The sequence below is a fragment of the Enterococcus sp. SMC-9 genome, from assembly GCF_021011285.1.
GTDB lineage: Bacteria > Bacillota > Bacilli > Lactobacillales > Enterococcaceae > Enterococcus_C > Enterococcus_C montenegrensis.
Genome location: NZ_JAILYE010000003.1, coordinates 72,675 through 95,183, shown reverse-complemented (window position 1 = coordinate 95,183; position 22,509 = coordinate 72,675). Strand labels below are relative to the sequence as shown.

General features: G+C 37.8%; 16 protein-coding genes. All 16 read left to right on the top strand.

Going from position 1 to position 22,509, the window contains the following annotated elements; genetic code table 11:
- Nucleotides 1-146 precede the first annotated feature (146 nt).
- The gene (locus tag K4422_RS05255) at nt 147-1,499 is read left to right on the top strand and encodes an acyclic terpene utilization AtuA family protein (RefSeq protein ID WP_230709594.1); all 1,353 of its coding nucleotides are present in this window, start codon (nt 147-149) and stop codon (nt 1,497-1,499) included.
- Between the two features lie 22 nt (nt 1,500-1,521).
- Nucleotides 1,522-1,830, top strand: coding sequence for a DUF4387 family protein (locus K4422_RS05250; protein ID WP_230709593.1), 309 nt, complete (start codon nt 1,522-1,524; stop codon nt 1,828-1,830).
- Nucleotides 1,831-2,469: 639 nt separating this feature from the next.
- Nucleotides 2,470-8,559, top strand: coding sequence for a SpaA isopeptide-forming pilin-related protein (locus tag K4422_RS05245; protein WP_230709592.1), 6,090 nt, complete (start codon nt 2,470-2,472; stop codon nt 8,557-8,559).
- A gap of 602 nt (nt 8,560-9,161) precedes the next feature.
- Nucleotides 9,162-9,734 carry a LemA family protein gene (locus K4422_RS05240; RefSeq protein WP_230709591.1) on the top strand — a complete coding sequence of 191 codons (573 nt, stop codon included), beginning with the start codon at nt 9,162-9,164 and terminating at the stop codon, nt 9,732-9,734.
- A 14-nt stretch (nt 9,735-9,748) separates the two neighbouring features.
- The gene (locus K4422_RS05235) at nt 9,749-11,071 is read left to right on the top strand and encodes a TPM domain-containing protein (protein ID WP_230709590.1); all 1,323 of its coding nucleotides are present in this window, start codon (nt 9,749-9,751) and stop codon (nt 11,069-11,071) included.
- A 162-nt stretch (nt 11,072-11,233) separates the two neighbouring features.
- A complete protein-coding gene (locus K4422_RS05230; RefSeq protein ID WP_230709589.1) occupies nt 11,234-11,992 on the top strand; it encodes a DUF2087 domain-containing protein in 759 nt (252 codons plus the stop codon).
- Nucleotides 11,993-12,189: 197 nt separating this feature from the next.
- Nucleotides 12,190-12,723: a MarR family winged helix-turn-helix transcriptional regulator gene (locus K4422_RS05225; protein ID WP_230709588.1), complete on the top strand. Its 534-nt coding sequence runs from the start codon at nt 12,190-12,192 to the stop codon at nt 12,721-12,723.
- The gene (locus K4422_RS05220; protein ID WP_206902591.1) at nt 12,720-13,097 is read left to right on the top strand and encodes a rhodanese-like domain-containing protein; all 378 of its coding nucleotides are present in this window, start codon (nt 12,720-12,722) and stop codon (nt 13,095-13,097) included. Before K4422_RS05225 ends, K4422_RS05220 begins: the two co-directional genes overlap by 4 nt.
- Before the next feature lie 308 nt (nt 13,098-13,405).
- Nucleotides 13,406-14,395, top strand: coding sequence for a metal ABC transporter substrate-binding protein (locus tag K4422_RS05215; protein ID WP_230709587.1), 990 nt, complete (start codon nt 13,406-13,408; stop codon nt 14,393-14,395).
- A gap of 352 nt (nt 14,396-14,747) precedes the next feature.
- Nucleotides 14,748-15,428 carry a metal ABC transporter ATP-binding protein gene (locus tag K4422_RS05210; RefSeq protein WP_206902589.1) on the top strand — a complete coding sequence of 227 codons (681 nt, stop codon included), beginning with the start codon at nt 14,748-14,750 and terminating at the stop codon, nt 15,426-15,428.
- 77 nt (nt 15,429-15,505) lie between these two features.
- On the top strand, nt 15,506-16,345 hold the full coding sequence (locus K4422_RS05205; RefSeq protein ID WP_206902588.1) for a metal ABC transporter permease: 840 nt from the start codon (nt 15,506-15,508) through the stop codon (nt 16,343-16,345).
- A 319-nt stretch (nt 16,346-16,664) separates the two neighbouring features.
- Nucleotides 16,665-17,483: a pur operon repressor gene (gene purR, locus K4422_RS05200; RefSeq protein WP_206902587.1), complete on the top strand. Its 819-nt coding sequence runs from the start codon at nt 16,665-16,667 to the stop codon at nt 17,481-17,483.
- Between the two features lie 248 nt (nt 17,484-17,731).
- Complete coding sequence (locus K4422_RS05195; protein WP_206902586.1) at nt 17,732-18,610, top strand: alpha/beta fold hydrolase; 879 nt, start codon at nt 17,732-17,734, stop codon at nt 18,608-18,610.
- A gap of 147 nt (nt 18,611-18,757) precedes the next feature.
- The gene (locus K4422_RS05190) at nt 18,758-21,526 is read left to right on the top strand and encodes a sigma 54-interacting transcriptional regulator (RefSeq protein ID WP_230709585.1); all 2,769 of its coding nucleotides are present in this window, start codon (nt 18,758-18,760) and stop codon (nt 21,524-21,526) included.
- Between the two features lie 75 nt (nt 21,527-21,601).
- On the top strand, nt 21,602-22,021 hold the full coding sequence (locus K4422_RS05185; RefSeq protein WP_230709583.1) for a PTS sugar transporter subunit IIA: 420 nt from the start codon (nt 21,602-21,604) through the stop codon (nt 22,019-22,021).
- Between the two features lie 16 nt (nt 22,022-22,037).
- The gene (locus tag K4422_RS05180; protein ID WP_230709582.1) at nt 22,038-22,508 is read left to right on the top strand and encodes a PTS sugar transporter subunit IIB; all 471 of its coding nucleotides are present in this window, start codon (nt 22,038-22,040) and stop codon (nt 22,506-22,508) included.
- The last annotated feature ends 1 nt before the right edge of the window (nt 22,509 follow it).

The window sequence follows — 22,509 nt, the reverse complement described above, 5'->3', positions numbered from 1 at the left end:
GCATGTTCATAACATTGAAGTTATAAAATAATACAAAAATAAGAATTTTACATTATTGTATGCGCTACCTATAATAAAGTAAAGTAAAAAAAGTAGGCCAGCTGTAATGGGCTAAAAATTATCAGCTGATTTTGGAGGGATTAACAATGGAGAGTGTGAAAGTCTTTGTTCCATACGGAGCGGTGGGTTTGAACTGTACAGAGGAGGCTTTTGAAGCGGGGCTTTTGATGAAACCAGATATTATTTCAAGTGATGCGGGTTCTACTGATTCTGGACCGTACTATTTAGGATCTGGTCATGGCAAGTATGCTATTAAAGATGTGAAACGTGATTTAAAACGGATGGTGTTAGGGGCAGACAAGCTAAAAATTCCCATGACAATTGGGACAGCTGGTACTTGTGGGTCTGATGAAGGCGTGGACACCGTTTATGAGCTGATTGTTGAGATATGTAAAGAAGCTGGTATTCACAAAAAAATTGCTAAAATTTATTCCCAACAAGACCGCGAAATCATCAAACAAAAATATCGTACTGGTCAAATTCAAGCACTTCATGGTGCACCCGCTATCACGGAAGAAACTTTTGATGAGTGTGATACGATTGTGGCTTTACTAGGTTCAGAACCATATGAAGAAGCCTTTAAAAATGGCGCAGATATTATTATTGGCGGGCGTTCAACGGATACTGCTGTGATTGCTGCGTATCCATTACTAAAAGGCTGCGATCCTGCGGCTTGTTGGCATGCCGCGAAAACAGTAGAATGTGGCGGCGTATGTACTAGTGCTGGATTACAGGGTGGCGTTTTTATGGAGGTCGATGATAAAGGCTTTACCATTCGTGCCGTTCAGCCGGGAAGTACCGTTTCTCCTTATTCAGTATCGGCCCATTTACTTTATGAAAATGCTAATCCTGTCCAACTGACAGAACCGGGCATTCGAATTGATACGAAAGATGCTAAATATTCTGCACTTTCAGAAACAGCCGTGCGGGTTGAAGGTACAACAATTGAATATCTTCCCTATACGATGAAATTGGAAGGATCTGGTGTAGCTGGTTTTCAAACCGTAAGTATGGCAGGTATTCGCGATCGTAAAATTATGAAGGAACCGATGCAATGGATTGACGCAGTAGCAAAAGCTGGGGTAGAAAAACTAGAGAAAGCTGGCATTTCAAAAGATAGTTATGATTTCTGGTTACGGCCTTATGGATACAACGGTGTTTCCGGAATGGCTGTACCGGAAAATTATGTGCCAAACGAAATTTTGATGATGTTAACAGTGACAGCAGCGACGCAGGAATTGGCGACGCAGATTGCCAAAGCATTTAACCCACTATTACTTCACTATAATATGTTTGAAGGAAAACAAATGCCTTCTTTTGGCTTTATTTTTTCACCGGCGGAAATGGAACGCGGAGCTATCTATGAATTCAAACTGTACCATACAGTGTCACTAGATGATCCGAATGAATTGTGCCGCATTGCCTACGCGACGATTTAATGAAGAAAGGTGGAGGACTAAGATGAAAACAGTTGAAGAAATTGTAAAATATATTCGAAGTAAGAACGCAGGTCCATTTTGGCTTACGATTGATGCTTTTTGCGATAACGTGGCGGATACAGAAAAAATCGTCACCGCATTTGAAAGAGAACGAAAATTGATTGCAAAATCCTTTCAAGTGAAACCAGAAGATTTAGAAATCTATTGTCTAAAAGATATTCACGTTGCCAAAATAAGTTTACCGCGAGTTCCGGTTGAAGGCAGTCGCAATGAACGTGATATGCACGGTGGTCAGCAATATGTGTCGTTGCTGGATATTGTGTGTGAATAGTTCTTTTAAAATTTAGATGTTATTGATGTATTCATTACCAAGGGAACTAAAAGTAGCTAAAACAAACGTCATCGCCTATTAGGTGATGACGTTTATTTTTTTGACTTTTCAACATCTTGCTTATAATTTCACAAATAAATATTTTTTAATCAAGTGGAAAAAATCTATAATTACTATTCCCAAAATTGAAAATTATTCTAGCTGAAAATCGATAGTAAAAACATTTTAAAGTGTCGTATTCAATATTCAAAAAAGTTTTCTTTAAATAAGAAGATTAAAAGCATGTGATTTCTCTGATAATATCTCATAAAATCAAATTATTTTAAGGTTACGTGATTATAGAAATAACTTTATTGATTATATCACAAACATAAAAAAATAAAGGCGGAACCAATTGACGGACCGAACCCTTTTTTTACCTTATAAAATAGCAGGATTATTAAAATAACTAAAGTTCTTAAAAACGATGTTTTTTAAATAGTTCAAAAATATTCTCATGAATTTTGAAAACATATCTAAAACGTGATAAAAAAATGATGATAAGTGGTATAAACCATTTGTTTGGCTTTAGAAAGGTACCTATACTGAATAAGGATGATTCAAAAATTAGAATTATTATTATTTAAAAGGGGTAATAAAATGAAAAATGACAAAATAAGACAGCGCATAATTTACTGTTTGATGACAGTAATTTTGTTGGTGCAAGCTTTTATGCCGCTAACAGCAGTCGCACAAATGTTGCCAACAGACTGGATGTTAGGGACATTGAGCCAAAAAGATGATCAGTTGCTGCTAAAAATTAGTGGCGCAAATGAGAAGCAAGCAACGCTTCACTACTCAAATGAGCTTAATTTGACAGCGGTAAAATGGCAATCTGGGAAAACAGAGCCAGCTTTAACGCTCGATAATAGCAAAAAAGAAATTATAATTGCACCATCTACAGCAGATTATGCCGATACTTTGATTATGACGGGAACACCAAATTTCATTTCGGCGTTGAAATCAGAAGTCGCATTTTCTTATGGCAATCAAAAGGCAACGCTGCCTCTAACAGATGAGACGCAAGCTACAAGTTCTTCTGCTAGTTTTACAACCACAGAAACATCACAGACCACGACGCCTGCCAGTACAGCCGCTGATAAAACAAATTCGTCTACCACAGCAGATACTAAAGAAAATACCAAGCCAACTACTAGTCAGCCGACAGCATCTAAGAGTAACAGGATGCGTGCTGCTGTAAATAATGATATTCGGACATATTTTCCTTCAGGTAGTGGCACAATTATAACGGACAGCCATATTTTATATACCGATCAAGATGGGCAACCGCTAGAACCGCCGATTCCAGCCGATGCAACGGTTCGTTTGACCTACGATTGGGCGATTCCAGAAGATGTGCGTCAGCAGATCAAAGCAGGAGATTTCTTTGAATTTCATTTGCCAGCAGAGCTTGTTCCAAATCGGGAGATGTCTGGGGAGTTAAAAGACAGTGATGGAACAACGTACGCTACTTATTTCGTTGGCAAAGACGGGACAGTTCGGTTTACTTTTACAGAAGATGTAACAAAAGCGAGTGATATTACGGGGGATTTCTATTTTGAAAGCCATTTTGAAACCAGCCATATTGATGGACCAGGTGATATTACCATTCACTATCCTACAGAAGATAATTTACCACCAGTGGATGTTATCATTCGCCCCGCGACTGAAACAGAAATTGATAAACAAGGGCATTTTGATCGCACGCCAAATCCTAGTAAAGTGCAATGGACAGTTGATATCAATCACGCTATGAAAGAAAATACCAATTTGACCGTTACAGAAAAATGGCCGACTGATATTGCGTATGATTCGGTAACAGTCCATGAATTGGTGATGAATTTAGATGGGACTGTTAAAGAAGTCGGGCGCACATTAGCTCCTAGTGAGTACACAGTCGATAAGAATGGAAATGTAACCGTAAATGGTAAAACTAACAAAGCGTATCGTCTTACCTATCAAAGTACAATTGAAGAAAGTGCAATTCCAGATAAAGGTGGCAAAGTCCACTTTGAAAATGAAGCTATTTTAACGAGTGATGAATTACCTGATGAAATTTCAGCTAAGGCGACGGTGACGAACAACTACGGTAAATTAATTGAAAAAAATCAAGCGGGCTATGATGCCGCAAAGCAAGAGTTTTCTTGGAATATTAAATACAATTATGGTGAAAAAAATATTGCAAAAGATTCAGCCGTCTTGACCGACACGATGAGTGATAATTTGACTTTAGATGAGGATTCTTTAGTAGTCCATCGCATTTTGTTTGATAAGAATGGTAAAGAAATCATCGGCGCGACCTTGGTATCACCAACGGATTATACCGTCGTCTATGACAAGGCTAAAAATCAGTTTGTCTTGCAATTTGCCCATGATTTGAACTATGCAGTAAAAATTGATTATAAAACAAAGGTAAATGGATTGGTGACAGAAAATACAGCTGTCGATAATAAAGTAGTGGTCGATACAGGTGGTGATGGCCAAGAAGGTGGGGATGATGGTACTGCGCTACAACAAAATATCATCAAGAACTTAGGGAAAGTTGATTATGCCAATAAGACAGTCGATTGGTCACTAGAAGTAAATAAAAATAATTATGATCTGAAAAATGCCGTCATAACCGATACATTTAATCCCGCGCCAGGACTATTATTACAACGCGATCATACGACAGAAACAGGCTATAAGTTAACTATCGAGACAACAGAGGGGAAACATTTATTTGCAACAGAAGACTATGAGTTGAAAATTCAAAAAAATGAGCACAATCAACAAACTGGCTTCACTATTGCTTTAAAAGGGGCATATGCTCAAACAAATGATGCCTTCATTATTCGCTATACGACGGAGTTTGATGTTTCAGACCTAGATCCAGATGGTCAGACAGGACCAGATTCGTTTTTAAACCATGCCGGTATTGATTGGCAAGATAAATGGGATAATGCTCATCATTCGGAGGATGAAAAGCCATTTAGACCCCACGATCCGTTTTCCTTAAATGCTGAAAAAAGTGGTACGTACAATGCACTGACTAAAGAAATTACCTGGACAATTGCTGTTAATCTAAGTGCCAATCAGCTACAAGATGCCCAATTACAAGATAAAATTTTGGCCAATCAAAATTATATTAAAGGCAGTGTCGCTGTTTATAATGCGCAAACAGAGCCAGATGGCACCGTCCATATTGATGAAAAAAATGATGTCACAAAAGAACTAGCTGTAACAGAACCTACAGAGAAAAACGATCAAACTTTGACTGTTAAATTTCCACAAGGGGTAGCTCAAACGTATGCAATTCGTTTTAAAACTTCTTTAGCTAACCAAGTAATTGATGAACAAAAGGAATATGATAATGTTGCAGAATATATAAATCACGGGGATAAACGAGATGTTACCGGTCAAGTTGCCATTCAACATGGCGGCGAGTCTGTAAAAAAAGATGGTTTGCAAGATCCAGATGATCCGAATTATGTTTTGTGGCATTTAATGATTAACGGTGCCCAATCGACCTTAGATGATGTCACAATCACAGACGAACCGTCAATTAATCAAGTGCTAGATGAAGATTCTGTCGCTGTTTATCAAACTAAAGTTGCTGCAGACGGTACAATTGTACCTGATAAAAGTCAGCCGCTAACAGTTGATAAAGATTATACAGTTACAATTACAACAGATAATGAAACTGGACAGCAAAAATTAGTTGTCCAAATGAAACATATCGAAACAGCCTATTATATGGAATATCGTAGCTTGATTTTATCAAGCGCGACTGGCAATGAAGACAAAGTTTCTAATCATGTCGCAATTAAAGGAACCGGTAGTAAAGTAGTTGATGGCGGTGACGGAGCAGATGTAACAGTTAAAGTGGATAATAGCGGAGGCAATGCTTCAGGCAAGCGTGGTCGCATTGTCATTCAAAAGACCAAAGCTGACGGGAGTACACCGTTAGCTGGTGCACATTTCCAACTTTGGGATGTAAAAAAAGAACATGTTTTACGGGAAGGAACAGTTGATGAACATGGACAAATTATTTTTGGCGGTTTACCATACGGCGATTACAAATTAGTAGAAACCAAAGCGCCAAAAGGCTACACCATAGCAGACGAATTTGTCACTGGCAAGTTAATCAAAATTTCAGCGGCAACAACAGCTGCAGATGCAAAACCACTCGTTGTAGTAAACGAACCAAACAAGGTTATATTGAAAAAAGTGGATGAACAAGGCAACCTCTTGGCCGGGGCCCGTTTTAAACTAGAGAAACTATCCACGGAAATTAACGGATCATCTTTCTGGCAAGATGTACCGTTATTGATCGATCAAACCAACGAACAAGGCATTTTAGAAGTGGATAGTTTGGCAAGTGGAATGTATCGATTTGTGGAAACCTTTGCTCCGGCAGGCGTTATTCGCAACGACTCTCCCCATGTCTTTTTAGTCTATCAACAACATGATGGACAAATTCCAGAAGTCCATGTGACGATGACGAATTATCGTGGTCGTGCTAGCTTAGTGAAAAAAGATGAGCAAGGTAATCCTCTTTTTAAAGCAACCTTTAAAGTTGTGGATGAAAACGGCAAAGATGTTGCGGGACAAAGTGATTTGATCAGTGATGATAAAGGTGTTGTAACGGCCACAAACTTAGCACCAGGAAAATATCAGTTCATTGAAACTAAGGCACCAGCAGGGTATATTTTAAATACTACCCCCGTTGACTTTGTTATTGAACCAAATCACGACGGAAAACCTGAAGTCGTGAATGCAAGCGACAATTTTATCAACTATAAGGGCTCCGCTCAATTGCAAAAAAAAGATGCTAAAGGCAATCCATTAGCACAAGCGATATTTAAAGTTGTTGATGCTAAAGGGAATACGGTAGCGCGCAATCTTGTTTCCAATGCCAAAGGTGTCGTGACCGTAACGAACCTAGCACCCGGTAACTATCAATTTGTGGAAACCAAGGCACCAGATGGTTTCTTACTTAATGATCAAACCGTACCTTTTAAAATTAGTGAAAAGCAGCAGGGTAAACCACATGTTGTTGTCGCTAGTGCTGATTTTATTAACTATCAAGGTGCTTTTAAAATTCGAAAAGTAAATAGTAGTAAAAAAGTACTAAAAGGTGCTGAATTTACGTTATATGATAGTCAAAAACAAAAATTAACCCAAGGGACAAGTGATGAAAATGGGCAGGTGCAATTTAATAAATTAGCACCAGGAACCTATTATTTCCAAGAAACCAAAGCGCCACAAAATGATGAAGGCAATCCGTATGTTTTAAACCCGGCGTTGGTAAAAGTGGAAATTCCAACCCACTATACGGGCAATCCGCAAGTTATTAACTTCGGTGATTTCCAAAACTTTAAAGGAAAAGCTGTAATTAAAAAAGTTGGCTCAGGCGGTTCTATTGCGGGGACGACATTTGATTTATTCCGCATGGAAGATGGAGAAGAAAACTTGGAGCGAAGAATCGTAGTTCCCGATAGCGGTGAACTTGATTTAGATAATTTAGGTGTCGGCAGCTACAAATTAGTAGAAACCAAAGCTGCGCCAGGTTATGTGATTAATAATCAGCCCATTTATTTTGTTGTACAAAAGGAAGGGGAAAACGATCAGATAGATCAGCTGGATTTTGAAAATTATCAAGCAGAGTTTATTGCGCATAAACAAAACGAAGCAAAAGAATTACTTGCCGGCGCGACATTTGCCGTTTTTGCGGCAAAAGATAAACAACCGATCGGTGAAGCCTTGCCGATTTTTGATCACAACGGCAATGAAATTCATGAAATCACCACTGATGAAACAGGAGAAATTTATGGTAAAGGTTTGCCAGCTGGCGATTACGTTTTAATCGAAACCAAAGCACCACAAGGGTACATGAAAGATACGACGCCAAAACCCTTCACCATTTCAGATCAACAAGGAAAGCCTGAAATTCTTGAATTAGGTGACGTTATCAATTATAAAGGTTCCGCCTTACTTGAAAAAGTCGATGAACAAGGAGAGCCACTAGCGGATGCAGTATTTGCGGTAAAAGATGCAGCCGGAAAAACTGTAGCCAAAGATTTAGTTACAGATAAAAAAGGTCAGATACAAGTGAAGGACTTAGTGCCAGGTAACTATCAATTTATTGAAACGAAATCACCAAAAGGCTATCTATTAAACACGACAGCTACAGCCTTTACTATTTCAGCTGAAAATGCTGGACAACCTAGCTTGGTTAAAGTGACAATGAAAAATTATAAAGGAAGTGTCGCTTGGCAAAAAACAGATGAACACGGTCATGCTTTAAGTGGCGCGGTCTTTAATATTTTCAATGAAGATGGAGCTAAGCTGATTGCTACTGCTGATAAAAATGGTAAAGTTGCCCTTACAAACTTAGCACCTGGCAACTACACGATTAAAGAAACCCAAGCACCAAAGGGTTATCAATTAAGCGAAAAAACCTATTCATTTGTTATTCCAGATAAAGCCGCTGGAAAACCAGAAACTGTTAAATTAGCGGCAATTATTAACCATAAATTGCCACCAAAACCAAATAATAAAGAACCAAACACCAAAGAGACACCACCAAAAAATAACGGAAAAATTCGTTATCCAAAAACAAACGATCAGCATAATCAGTCCTTGGTTATTATTGGACTTATCATTTTAGGTGCTGTGGCAGTTTATTTCTGGAAAAGAAAGAAATAAAAGTAAGCTGAATAATCGCGGTCGCTACCAATAAGTAAAGTAGCCGACCGTGATTTTTTAGTTCTGCGTCAAATAATAATGGCAAGCATAAAAATTAAAAAATTCACAAATTAGTTGCTGGTAAGGAACACTAAAACATGACTTTCTGATATTTTTTTCAAAGAGCTGCCAAGTACGCTCAGATTTTCTAGCTGTCTAGCCTTTGAAACTAACTCGTTGTAACAATAAGTCAAAATTTCAAGAAATTTGGAAAACAATTTATTGAAATTTCACCTTATTGCTAGCAGTTGAAGGAGTTTCCTCGGCTCTTCTAGCTGTCTAGCCTTTGAAACTAACTCGCTGTAACAATAAGACAAAATTTCAAGAAATTTGGGAAACAATTTATTAAAAATTCACCTTATTGCTAGCAGTTGAAGGAGTTTCCTCGGCTTTTCTAGCTGTCTAGCTTCACGTACTAGCCCTCAGCTTTTCTTATAATATTATTGTAAAGTGATAAAAATCAGACTTAAGTATGAGGTAGGTGGTAGCCTTAATGGTACAATAAGCTAAAGCCACTGGCGGATGGGAACCGCACTTTTAAGTGGAGGAAAAGAGGAAATGAAATGAAGAAAAGTACTATAACAGTTATTGGTGTAATTGGTATTATTGTAATCGGGATTGTAGGCTATTTTATTGCCACCTACAATAGTTTGGCAAGTGCCGAAAACAGTGTCGATGCAAAGTGGTCACAAGTAGAAAATGTGATGCAGCGTAGAGCAGATTTAATTCCCAATTTGGTGAACAGCGTCAAGGGGAGTATGAAGCATGAAACGGAAATTTTCACTGCGATTACACAAGCCAGAAAAGAATACAATCAGGCTTCAACACCAGAAGAAAAAGTTGCAGCTGACAATAAAATCGATCAAAGTGTCGGTACAATGGTTAGTGTAATTAAAGAAAGCTATCCACAATTAGCATCGAACGAAAATGTAAAAACCTTAATGACACAACTAGAAGGAACCGAAAATCGCATTGCAGTGGAACGCCGTAACTACATTACAGAAGTTCAAAGTTACAATCAAAATTTAGTCCGCTTTCCTAAAAATATCGTAGCGAAAATGCTCGGTTTTGAAAAGAAAGCTAACTTTAAAGCTGACGCTGGTGCTGAAAAAGTTCCAGATGTAAGTTTTGAGTAAAGGTGGTGGGGCAGATGAACAAGCAAAGCCCAACCAGTTTAACTGCTAAAACGGATCAAAAAATTCGTCATTTCTACCAAGATGTCATGAAACGTAACCGTATCATGGGGATGGTCTTCTTTATTGTCGCGTTGCTTTTTGGTATCGGATTAGTTGGCTCTATTTTAGACAACCATACTTTTGTTGAAAAAAAACAACATTATGATACACAATTAAATGATTTGCAAACGCAACGAGAAGATATTTTGTCCGGTAAGATTGAACCACCACAAAAATCTTTTGATGAAGTATTAAAAGACAATCTGGCCCAGTTGGAAGATTATCCAAGTCAAGCGGATAATTATCAAGTTGCAATTAAAGACAGCAACAGCAAAATTACAATTAACAAAAATAACATTTTTGTCTCAGATAATGCCAAGATTATCGATGCTGCGACAAAGAAGAAAATTTACAACTTGAATAAGCAATTAGCGGCAAGTACCCAAGGTGCGCAACTAGAAGTCGTGACGGTAAAAGAGCTACCCGGTGGCGAAGATATTGAATCTTATGCAAATAAGATTTTTAATCAGCTGGGAATTGGGGACAAAACGCAAAACAATGGGGTTTTGTATCTGATTGCTTTAGAAGATCGAAAATTTCGTCTGGAAGTGGGATATGGTTTAGAAGGTTTAATTCCAGATGCGACAGCAGACGATATTATTAATGACGATGATGTCGTCGACTGGTTTAAAGACGAAAACTACAGCAAAGCGATCAATCAAGTTGTAGGAGAAGTCTTTAACTTAATGAATACCAAAACAGCCTTAGTGGACTCACGAATTGCACAAGTAAAGGTGCAAAAAAGTAGACTTAATTTATTTTATTGGGGACTGCGGATTTTCTTTGTGGTGATGATTTTGGTGGCGATTGTGTTCATTATTAGTTTAATTAACGGACGTCGCTATTTAAAAGGGATTTACCAAAAATATCAAGAAACGAGCAATCAGTTGCCGCAAATGTTCACCGATGAAAAAAGTGCCAACACGACCTTGAAACAAACCGAATTGTACTATGTGATGTTGAGTGGATTGTTTGTCGCTGCCACAGTGAGTGGTGTCAAGCGGTCTGTCATTCAAGGAAGACTGTTAAAACAACCCAATGCTAAGAAAATGGGCATGGGGCGTGTTTTAATTGGCGATACGTTATATGGTGGCTATGGTCAAGTTTTGACGTATAGTTATTTGTCTTCTAATTACAATTCTGCTAATCATAACTCTTCTAGTGGTGGTAGCGGCGGCTCTTGGGGTTCTTTTGGCGGGGGGGCTTCTGGCGGCGGCGGAGCCTCCGGTGGCTGGTAAAAAAAATGAAGAAAACTTGCATAGTTAGTGAAGATAGCTCACTTTCTTTGCAAGTTTTCTTTTTTAGCTGATTTATTATATCGTAAAATTTTTTTCTTTTTAGGAAATGAATAAGTTGCGACGACAGTCGGTTTTTAGATTATTTGCAAACAAAAATAAAAAATGTTAGTATATTTACAAATAAATATAATTTTTGTTGAGGTGAATAAGGTGGAAGATGTAGTGATTCAAGAGTATCTACGAGGCTTTAGCCGGCACAAAGAGTACCAATGCCTATATTGTGAAACGACTGCTGAAATTGGTTGTGTGTATCCCTATGGAAAAAAATTTTTGACAGCCGAAAAATACATGGAAGTTCATGTAATGGATGCCCATCAAGGCCCCTTAGCGGCTTTATTACAATTACCCAAAGAGACAACAGGACTTAGTGAAACACAGCAGGAAATTTTGATGTTATTTGCACAAAATGTGGAAGACAAATTTATTGCACAGCGCTTAGGCGTGACAGCTTCAACAGTCCGCAACCATCGTTTTAAATTGAAGGAAAAGCAAAAACAGTCCCAAGTATTTCTTAGTATCATGACGTTATTGGCGCAACCAGATGTCATTTTGCCCCATCAAAATGCAAAAATGTTGGATGATCGCTACAATATTACGCCTGAAGAACAAGAAAAAGTTTTGACAACTTATCGCGATGCATCGGGCTACATTAAAACTTTTCCAGCCAAAGAAAAACGGAAACTTATCTTATTAGCCGACATCGTGACCCACTTTGAATGTGACAAGAATTATCATGAATCCAGCTTAAATGATATTTTAAAACAATATGTCGCTGATTTTGCCACGGTTCGGCGTTACTTAATCGAGTATGGCTTTATGCACCGCACGCAAGATGGTAGTAGCTACTGGCGAGCAAAATAAAAGAAATTCCATTGTGTCGGCGTTTTTGATGCAGTGGAATTTTTTATGAAATCATATAATTTTTGTGGCACGCAAATTCAATCAACAAATCAAAGGATGAAGTTTACTCTTTTGGTTTGTTTTAGTTGCCAAAAAGTGAAAAGCGGTTTATAGTTCATGTAGTTAGCCGGCTAATTATTTGAAAGAGGACATTTAAAATGGAAAAATTTACATTTAAAGATCGCCCCGATGTGCAACGTTTTAAGGCGACGCTAGGAAAGTATCCTGGTTTAACGAGTCCCAAGGTAGCCCATGGGTTTATTACGTTACAATGGACGTATCGCGAAATGCAAAAGAGCTACGATAAGTTACTTGCAAAATACGACTTATCTGAATCTAAGTTTATTATTTTAATGTTTTTGAAGCAGGCGGAAAACCAGCAATTGTTACCGTCAGAAATTGCCGATAAGTTGGGCGCTTCTCGCGCTACTGTCACAAAGATGTTGAATAAAATGAATTCAGATAATTGGATCAGAAAACAAGAGCAGCTAAATGATAGGCGTGCGGTTGCAATCAAGTTGCTGCCGAAGGGAAATAAAATCGTTGAAAAATTTTTGCCGGCAAATTTTAAAGCAGTGGAAATTTTATTTTCAGAGCTCTCTTCTGAAGAGTTAGAACAATTTTTATACCTATTAAATAAGGTTCAATTAGGCACAAAAAAATTAGTTGATGAAATGGAGACTTTATCATGAATAACAACACAGCAGAAAAAATCGATTTATTAAAAACCTATCTAAGTTTATATATCAATCACTTTAAAATTTTAGATACATTAGGAAAAGAAGATTCCCCTTACGTTGTCCTTGATGTTCGCAATGCACCAGCAGCGGTCAAAAAAGATCAAATAAAAGGGGCAATTGCTCTACCAGCTAAAGATTTAGCAAATCATTTGGAAACATTGGATAAAAATAAAATTTACGTTGTTTATGATTGGACCGGCGGCACAACACTGGGAAAAGAAGCACTATTAATTTTATTATCCAATGGTTTTGAAGCCTATGAACTTGCTGGGGCGATGGAAGGTTGGAAAGGCATGAACTTGCCGGTTGAAACAATAGCACAGTAACATTAAGTGAGCGAAAACTTGTCACAAAAGTGGCAAGTTTTTTATATAGCAAAAATTTAGGAAAAGAAGGCTAGAAAAAATCGAGTTAAGGTAACAAATTATTATTTTATCGGAAAAAGCCCATACATTTTTCAAGGGTCATATGAATGAAAAGTCCTTTGTTACGGTTTAGAGGGAGATTTATCGTTTAAATCGTAACTTATACGTTTTATCTTGACGGGTTATTTTTTGTCTGTTAAATTAATTGTCGTGGCAAATCGGAAAATTACGATTTGATTTCAACGTGATAAATTTAGGAGGCACAATTAATGAAGAAATATTTACTAGGCCTTGGTGTTTTACTAAGCGTGGTTTTACTAAGTGCTTGTGGTGATAGCAATGCAAATAATGGCAAAAATAACGACGGCAAAATTAAAGCAATCGCAACTTTTTATCCTATGTATGAATTTACCAAAGAAGTAGTTGGCGATGAAGGTAGTGTAGAGCTTTTAATTCCGGCGGGCACAGAACCCCACGACTATGAGCCAAGTGCTAAAGATATTGCAAAAATTTCTGAGGCAGACGCTTTTGTCTACAACAGTGAAGAGATGGAAACATGGGTGGATAAAATCGCAGACAATATCGATGACAAAAAGACAAAGATGATTGAAGCTGCCGATGAGATTGACTTATTGGAAGCGACAAGTGACGGTCACGATCACGCCCATCATGATTCTGACAGCGATACTCATGATTCTGACAGTGACGAGCACGATCACGAGGAAGACCATGCCCATTCAAAAGATCCCCATGTTTGGACAGATCCAGTAATGGCAGTAAAAGAAGTGAAAGAAATCCAAAAAGAATTGTCGGAAAAATATCCGGCTAAAAAAGCGCAGTTTGAAAAAAATGCCAACACTTACATTGCAAAACTAAATGAGCTAGATCAAGAATATAAGACAGCCTTTGCAAACGCAAAAAATAAAACATTTGTGGTTCAACATGCGGCCTTTGGCTATCTAGCCAACCAATACGGCCTAACGCAAGAGTCTATTTCGGGAATTTCCCCCGATCAAGAGCCTTCACCAAGTCGTTTAGCGCAATTAAAACATTTTGTGGAAGATCATGGCACAAAAGTTATTTACTTTGAAGAAAATGCTAATTCAAAAGTAGCAGAAACATTAGCCAAAGAAACAGGTGTGAAGATGGCTGTCTTAAATCCATTGGAAAGTTTGACACAAAAACAAATGGATGACGGGGAAACGTATCTTACTGTCATGCAGCAAAATTTGAAGGCTTTGCAAGAAAGCATTAAGTAAGGTATTGTAAAGTGCGTATCAATTTTGTCTTACTACTAGCGAGTTTTCGAGTTTGTTCAACTTTTCTTGATCCAGTGTAACAAACTAACTCTCTTCGACAATAAGCCAAAAACTTGAGAAATTTGCAGAACAATTTATCAACTTTTCGTCTTATTACTTGCGAGTTTTCGAGTTTGTTCAACTTTTCTTGATCCGGTGTAACAAACTAACTCTCTTCGACAATAAGCCAAAAACTTGAGAAATTTGCAGAACAATTTATCAACTTTTCGTCTTACTGCTTGCGAGTTTTCAAGTTTGTTCAACTTTTCTAGCTATTTAGTAACTTGATTTTAAAAGAAGAGGAGGCGCAGCTTTGCGCTATATTGATGTTAAAGATTTAACGTTTTATTACGATGATGAACCTGTTTTGGAAGATATTTCGTATCATGTTGAGGATGGGGAATTTGTCATTTTGACTGGTGAAAATGGCGCGGCCAAATCAACTTTAATTAAAGCGACGTTGGGACTTTTGAAGCCCAGTAAAGGCACCGTGACATTAGCCAAAGAAAATGCAGCTGGTGAAAAAATTAGTATTGGTTATATTCCGCAGCAAGTAGCTTCTTTTAATGCGGGATTTCCTAGTACAGTGGAAGAGCTGGTGCGTTCTGGACGTTATCCGCGGGGACGTTGGTTTAAGACCTTGACTAAAAAAGATCACGAACATGTGCAAAAAGCATTAGAGGCTGTAGGAATGTGGGAAATGCGCCATAAAAAAATTGGCGAGTTGTCCGGGGGACAAAAGCAGCGTATTAGTTTAGCGCGAATTTTTGCAACGGATCCGGATCTATTTATTTTAGATGAGCCAACAACGGGAATGGATGAACAGTCTCGTAATGAATTTTACCGTCTGTTACGCCACAGTGCCCATCAGCATGATAAAGCAATTTTAATGATTACCCATGATCATGAAGATATTAAGCAATATGCCGATCGTCAAATCCGCCTCGTGCGCAAAGAAGATTCACCGTGGCGTTGTTTTCATATTGATCGTTAACACAGCTTTTTTTATTAGACTCAAATTGTTTTAGTGAAAATAAACGTGTGGATGTTAACAAAAAGGAGATTTTATTTTTGAGCTTACTAAATTATGAATTTATGCAGCGGGCGATTTTGGCAGCTATTTTTATTGCGGGCATTGCACCGATGTTAGGGGTCTTTTTAGTGATTCGTCGTCAATCACTAATGGCAGATACCTTGTCTCATGTTTCTTTAGCCGGTGTTGCACTTGGCTTTTTCTTAAATTTAAATCCGAATTTAACTACGATGTTGGTGGTTGTGGTAGCGGCAGTTATTTTGGAGTATTTACGGTCGATTTACCGCACGTATTCGGAAATTTCGATTGCGATCTTAATGGCGGGTGGGTTAGCGCTGGCGCTAGTTTTAATGAATTTATCCGGAGGAAACTCTGCCACCAGTATTCAGTCTTACCTGTTTGGTTCAATTGTGACGATTACTAGCGGTCAAGTGATTTTCTTAGGCGTTTTATTTGTTATCGTGCGGGTATTGTTTGCACTGTTTAAACGCCCAATGTATGTTTTAACCTTTGATGAGGATACCGCCCATGTGGATGGATTGCCAGTCCATTTGATGTCGATGGCATTTAATGTTTTAACCGGTGTGGCGATTGCAGTTATGATTCCGATTGCCGGCGCCTTGCTTATTTCTGCGATTATGGTCTTGCCAGCAGCGATTTCAATGCGTTTAGGAAAAAGTTTTGATATCGTTATTTGGATTGCAACTTTTGTTGGTCTTTTCGGAATGTTGAGTGGTTTGACGAGTTCGTTTTACTTAGATACACCACCTGGGGCTACCATTACGTTAGTTTTTATCGGTTTGTTTTTAGTTGTGAACATCATAAAACGCCTTTTTGTCGCAGTCCAGCGCGCTAAAAATAAAAAAGTTTCACAATAAAAATGGCTGTGTTATAAATTTGTAAAAAGAGGAATCAGATGGCGGTGGACTTTCTGATTCCTCTTTTTGAAATTATAGAAAAAAGATAAAAATTTTCAGTGAACAACTTACAAAAATTCCCTGCTTATTTTTTAGAACTGGCAAATGTTATGCGCCCTTTTTATTTTCAATCGTTAGATATTTACCGCACTATTTACAATAATGATTAAGAAAGCGTTCACGTTTTACGAACTATTTTGCATTTTTTTCAGTTAATGCTCGCTTTTTTTGTAATAAGCCCTTATAATAAGGCGAGAAATTTATCAGGAGAGTGAACAGTGTGAAAGTACGTCGTAGTGAACGATTAATCGATATGACGCATTATTTATTGGAACATCCTCACGAGTTGATTCCATTAACTTTTTTTGCGAAACGTTACGAATCGGCTAAATCTTCCATTAGTGAAGACTTAGCGATCGTTAAAAAAACATTTAAAGAGCGGGGAACCGGGATTTTAGATACCATTCCTGGCGCTGCCGGCGGCGTATTATTCGTGCCAGAAATTCCTTACGAAGATGCGAGAAAATATATTACCGACCTAGCAGAGCGCTTGTCTGAACAAGATCGGCTACTACCAGGCGGCTATGTTTATTTATCTGATTTATTAGGAGAACCAGAATTATTGCGCCAAGTGGGAAGAATTATCGCTTCAAAATATTTGGGACAAAAAATTGACGCTGTTATGACAGTAGCAACAAAAGGTGTGCCAATTGCCCAAGCCGTATCTTCTTATTTGAATGTACCCTTTGTAATTGTGCGACGGGATTCAAAAATTACCGAAGGCTCAACCGTTAGTGTGAATTACGTTTCCGGTTCTTCTGAGCGCATCGAAAAAATGGAATTATCAAAACGCAGCTTAAAGCGTGGTTCTCGCGTTTTAGTGGTGGACGATTTCATGAAAGGCGGCGGTACAGTCAACGGTATGAAGAGTTTGATTGAAGAATTCGAATGTGAGCTCGTTGGCGTAACCGTTTTTGCTGAAACTAAATTTAAAGGCATCAAAGCAATTAAAGACTACACTTCTTTACTTTATGTAGAAGATGTCGATACGAAAACCAAAACAATTTCTGTTGTACCGGGAAATTATTTTACAGCTTAAATGTGACGGCGCAAGAAAAAATGGTTTTTTAAGTAATACGTAAAAAAGAAGAACGCATATTTTAAGCATATCCTTTATGAAAGGAGTCAGGACAAATTTTGTTCTGGCTCTTTTTTTGTCTGAATAAAAGATATAAATGAAGCATTTTGACCTGTCAACTGACAAAATTAACAATTTGCTGGTTGGCAAAAGAGCGCTTTATTTGTATAGTGGAGATGAATTTAAAATGCAAAAAGTGAGGCTAGAAAGTGGATACATATAAAATTAATACGGATAATGGGACAAAATTAGATTTACTTGTTTTAAGTCCCACAAAGCCCAAAGCAATTGTTCAAATTATTCATGGCGCACTAGAATATAAAGAACGTTATCTGCCGTTTGCTGAATTTTTACAAGCCCATGATTTTGTGGTTGTTTTGTCTGACAATCGAGGTCACGGAGAGTCAGTATCTGCGGCTGATCCTTTTGGCGTAATGGAAAGTTTCTCGCAGTTAGTAGAAGATCAAGTTATTATCAGCGATTTTATCCAAACGAAGTATCCAAATTTACCACTTTCATTATTTGGGCACTCTTTTGGTTCGATTATTGCCCGCAATTATTTGCAGAAAAATGATCAGCGTTTAGAAAAAGTAGTCTTAACCGGTACGGCAAATTATGTACCCGTAGTTTTCTTAGGAATTGCGGCTGGCAAGTTGTTTTTACGCTTTAATGATAAGCAAAAACAAAATAAATTACTAAATTGGCTTTCTGGAAATATGGGGGTCGAACACGATTGGCTTAGCAACAATCCGGCTAATAATCTGCGTTGTCAGCAGGATAAAAAAATGGTTCCAATCTACCCAGTTAGAAGTTTACTGACGATCTGGGAGGGAGATTACCAATTAAAAAATTACGCTGCTTATACGTGTCAGAATCCGCAGCTGCCCATACTAAGTGTGGTAGGTTCAGAGGATGTTAAAATCACAGGTGGTAAAAAAGGCTTGGCAGATACGGTTGCGACTTTAAATAAAATCGGCTATAAAAATGTGCAGAGTATTGAAATGCCTGGTATGAAGCATGAAGTTTTAAATGAGATTAAATGTAAAGATGTTTATGATGTGCTAGTGGAATTTTTAGCGAAGGAATAAGTTCTCATAACATTATATATCGTTTTATTAATATTCACTAAAAAATGGTGGGAGCCGGTTAATTTCCCACCATTTTTTATGCTACAGTATGGCTAAAACTGGAAACGTTTTTAACAACAAAATAGTAAATACTAAGTGAGGATAACGATGAAAGAAGAATTATTGACATATTTAGAAAATCAAACGGCTTTTATTGATCTTCACCATTTAAGTGAAGTTTTTACCGCGCAAAAATTAGCTGAATTTTTTGACGTGAAACGTAATACCATTAGTCACTATCTCAATCAATTAAATGAAACAGGCTTACTGGTGAAAATCAATTCACGCCCGGTTTATTATTTTCATAAAGAAGCTTTTGAAAAAGAGTTTTTCTTGTTGCGGGATAATTTCTATCAAAGTAGCGAAGAAATTTTGAAAGAGCAACCCTTATTTGAACAGCAAAAAGATTTATTCTCCCTATTTATTGGTCACGACAAGAGTTTGCGTCGTGCAGTAGAACAAATCAAAACGGCGCTGTATTACCCAGATAACGGTTTACCAACGTTAATCACCGGTGAAAGTGGGACGGGTAAGAGTTTTTTGGTCCGATTAATTCATAAATACTGTTTGGAAAATGAACTGATTAAAGAAGATGCGCCATTGATTACGTTAAATTGTGCCCAATACGCTAACAATCCCGAACTTTTAACCAGTAATTTATTTGGCCATGTAAAAGGTGCATATACAGGAGCTGAAAGTGATAAAGTTGGCGCTTTTGAGGCTGCAGATGGGGGGATTTTGTTTTTAGATGAAGTCCACCGTCTTAATGCCGAAGGGCAAGAAAAGCTGTTTACGTATTTGGATCAAGGAATTATTTATCCCATGGGGGCGACGAATCAAGCAATTAAAGTGAAGACACGCCTATTTTTTGCCACTACCGAAGATTTGGAAAGTAGTTTTTTAACCACTTTTATGCGACGAATTCCAATCCAAGTGACGCTACCTCCCATTAATGCCCGCAGTCGCAACGAACGATTGGAGCTGGTGTATTCGTTTTTACTAAGTGAGGTGCGTAAAATTAAACGTCCGCTAAAAGTCAGTGGGCAAGTTCTAACCCTCTTAACCGCAAGCAGCTTTAAAGGAAACATTGGCGAGTTGAAAAATACGGTGAAAGTAACGGTCGCCAAGGCTTTTGCAGAACAAAAAAATGCAGCCGACATTGACGTAAGCATTTATCAACTGCCGGAAAAATTATTAGTACCAACGACAGGGAATTTACAAAGTGTTCTACAAAAAGACACCTTAATTACGGAAAATACGACGATTCCCCAATTATTGGAAAAAAATCATCCGCAACAACAAAGGGTCATCACCACATTCGAGCGCATGATTACCGAATTTTCCAAACAACAGCAACTATCAAAGTGTGAAGAGCAATTAAAGCAAGAAGTAGAAAACTTATTTGATTTTTTGTTATTTGAAACCGATCGCCAGCAAAAGCAGGAGCTGTTGATCTATTTGACCCAGTACATTCGAGATACGTTTAAGCAAATGGAAAGTGCGTATCAAATCAAATTTAACGGCAATGCTGTTTATGCGATTAGCTACTATTTATTTCAAAGAGGCGCAGGAAAATGGTATCCAGAAGATACCAACGTCTTAGGCTTAATTAAAGAATTGGAACAGCAGATTGCCAGTGAATATGCAGCTAGTTATCAGTACGTCAAACGCCTGTTAGAATTATGTCAGCCCAAATTGGATTTAGAAATTTCAGAGATGGACTGTATTTTACTGACGATCTATTTGAATCGTGCCGATTGGCAAAAAGAATTGGGAATTCCAAGAGGGATTATCGTAGCCCATGGTTATGCGACAGCTAGTAGTATTGCCAATGTTGCCAACCGCTTGTTGGGCAAAGATATTTTTGCTTCCTTTGATATGCCACTGGACGTTACCCCAAAACAGATCGCCGAGGAAATTCTAGATTATAGTGAAAATCATGATGTTTCCAATGGCTTGGTCATTTTGGTGGATATGGGGTCTTTAAAAGAGATTTATCAATTTTTCCCAAAACAAATTACAGCACCTGTGGTTATTATGAATAATGTGACAACACCATTGGCCATTGCGATTGGTGAGAACTTGCAAAAATCTTTGCCTTTACAGGAAATGATTGAAAAAGCAGCGGCGCAGGCTCAATTGGATTGGGAGATTATTTATCCAGCTGAAAATAAAATGAAGGCTTTAATCACCACCTGTCAGACAGGAATTGGGACAGCGACACAAATTAGTCAATTGTTAGAAAAAAGTTTACCAGCTTCAGTGGCGCTGAAGATCTTTCCTTATGAATACGATATATTAAAAGAGCAAAAACAAAATGAAACGATTTTTTCTATGTACGATGTTTTGGGCATCATCGGCACAGCTGATCCAGGTATTTCTGACATGCCTTATTTATCCTTAGAAGAATTGATTTCTGGTGATGAAAATCAACTTTTATCCGCATGGTTAAGTACGTGTTTAACGCCAGCGGAAAATGCGACCTTCAATACCAATGTTATTCGTAATTTTTCACTGGAAAAAGTGATTGATTCGGTTACGATTTTAGATACAGAAAAAGTCATGGGGGAAATTGAAGTCTTTATGCGAGAGTTAGAAGCCTATAGCGGTCTTGTCATCAGTAATGCTAAAAAACTGGCATTGTATGTTCATGTTAGTTGTTTGATTGAGCGTTTGATTCGCAATATTCCTATTGATACGTATGCAGGTTACGAAGATTTATATCAGTGTCAAAAGTTGGCCTTGTCGCAAATCAAAAATGCTTTTAGTGTCATAGAAAACGATTACAGTGTCAAAATTCCCGATTCAGAGATTGCTTATATTTATGACATTCTTTACCAAAACATTGATAATACACCACTAGATGAAGATTTTTAACCAAAGCAAGTTGTTTGCCACTAAAGTTGGCACGCAACTTGCTTTTATTTTGGTGTAGGAAATGAGGTGAAGGAAATGGAAAGAAAGATGATTTTAGCTTCCCATGGAAAATTTGCTTCGGGTATTTTGAGCTCGTTGGAATTGATCTGTGGTAAAAACGCTAATATTCAAACATTGGATTGTTACATAACAGAAGACTTCGATTTAACAAAAGCTGTGGATGCATTAATGCAGCAAAATGAAGATGCCGAAGTGGTGGTGGTGACAGATTTATTTGGCGGTAGTGTCAATAATGAATTTTTACGTTACATCAACAAAGAGCATTTTTACTTAGTAGCGGGTATGAATTTGCCGTTTCTAATTGAGTTTGCCACGCAGTTTACGTTTGCATCTGACTTAAAAGAGACAATTGCTATGGTGTTGAACAGTTCAAAAGAAGCCATTCAGTTTTGTAATTTAACTTATAGCACCACTATTGCAGAAGAAGATTTTTAATAAGGAGAGAAAAACTATGATTATTTTAACTCGTGTCGATCACCGTCTATTACACGGACAAGTCGCATTTTCCTGGACCCAAAGCTTAGGTGCGGACTGCATTTTAATTGCCAACGACGATGTACCCAACAATGAAGTACGTAAAACAACAATTAAATTAGCCAAGCCACAAGGTGTGAAATTAGTAATTAAAAATATTGAAGATTCTATCGCGGCATTAAAAAGTGGCGTAACGGATAAATACAAACTATTTATTGTAGTGGAATCAGTCGGGGATGCTTACAAACTAGCAGAAGCCTATACCGAAATCACTAAAATTAATCTTGGGGGGACAAAAGTAAAAGAAGGTACCCGCAGTATCGGCAAAGCTGTAAATGTGTTGCCGGCAGAAGAAGAGCTTTTGAAAAAATTGGTGGATAAAGGTGTTGAAGTCGAAATTCGCCAAGTACCAAATGATAAAAAGGTGAATGTTACTGAGGTTTTGTAAA

What these genes read in the sequence shown, in the direction of transcription:
- K4422_RS05185 (WP_230709583.1), top strand. Translation starts at nt 21,602, where the DNA reads ATGGAAAGAAAGATGATTTTAGCTTCCCATGGAAAATTTGCTTCGGGT.
- K4422_RS05215 (WP_230709587.1), top strand. Translation starts at nt 13,406, where the DNA reads ATGAAGAAATATTTACTAGGCCTTGGTGTTTTACTAAGCGTGGTTTTA.
- K4422_RS05180 (WP_230709582.1), top strand. Translation starts at nt 22,038, where the DNA reads ATGATTATTTTAACTCGTGTCGATCACCGTCTATTACACGGACAAGTC.
- K4422_RS05235 (WP_230709590.1), top strand. Translation starts at nt 9,749, where the DNA reads ATGAACAAGCAAAGCCCAACCAGTTTAACTGCTAAAACGGATCAAAAA.
- K4422_RS05240 (WP_230709591.1), top strand. Translation starts at nt 9,162, where the DNA reads ATGAAGAAAAGTACTATAACAGTTATTGGTGTAATTGGTATTATTGTA.
- K4422_RS05225 (WP_230709588.1), top strand. Translation starts at nt 12,190, where the DNA reads ATGGAAAAATTTACATTTAAAGATCGCCCCGATGTGCAACGTTTTAAG.
- K4422_RS05220 (WP_206902591.1), top strand. Translation starts at nt 12,720, where the DNA reads ATGAATAACAACACAGCAGAAAAAATCGATTTATTAAAAACCTATCTA.
- K4422_RS05255 (WP_230709594.1), top strand. Translation starts at nt 147, where the DNA reads ATGGAGAGTGTGAAAGTCTTTGTTCCATACGGAGCGGTGGGTTTGAAC.
- K4422_RS05245 (WP_230709592.1), top strand. Translation starts at nt 2,470, where the DNA reads ATGAAAAATGACAAAATAAGACAGCGCATAATTTACTGTTTGATGACA.
- K4422_RS05250 (WP_230709593.1), top strand. Translation starts at nt 1,522, where the DNA reads ATGAAAACAGTTGAAGAAATTGTAAAATATATTCGAAGTAAGAACGCA.
- K4422_RS05230 (WP_230709589.1), top strand. Translation starts at nt 11,234, where the DNA reads ATGTTAGTATATTTACAAATAAATATAATTTTTGTTGAGGTGAATAAG.
- K4422_RS05190 (WP_230709585.1), top strand. Translation starts at nt 18,758, where the DNA reads ATGAAAGAAGAATTATTGACATATTTAGAAAATCAAACGGCTTTTATT.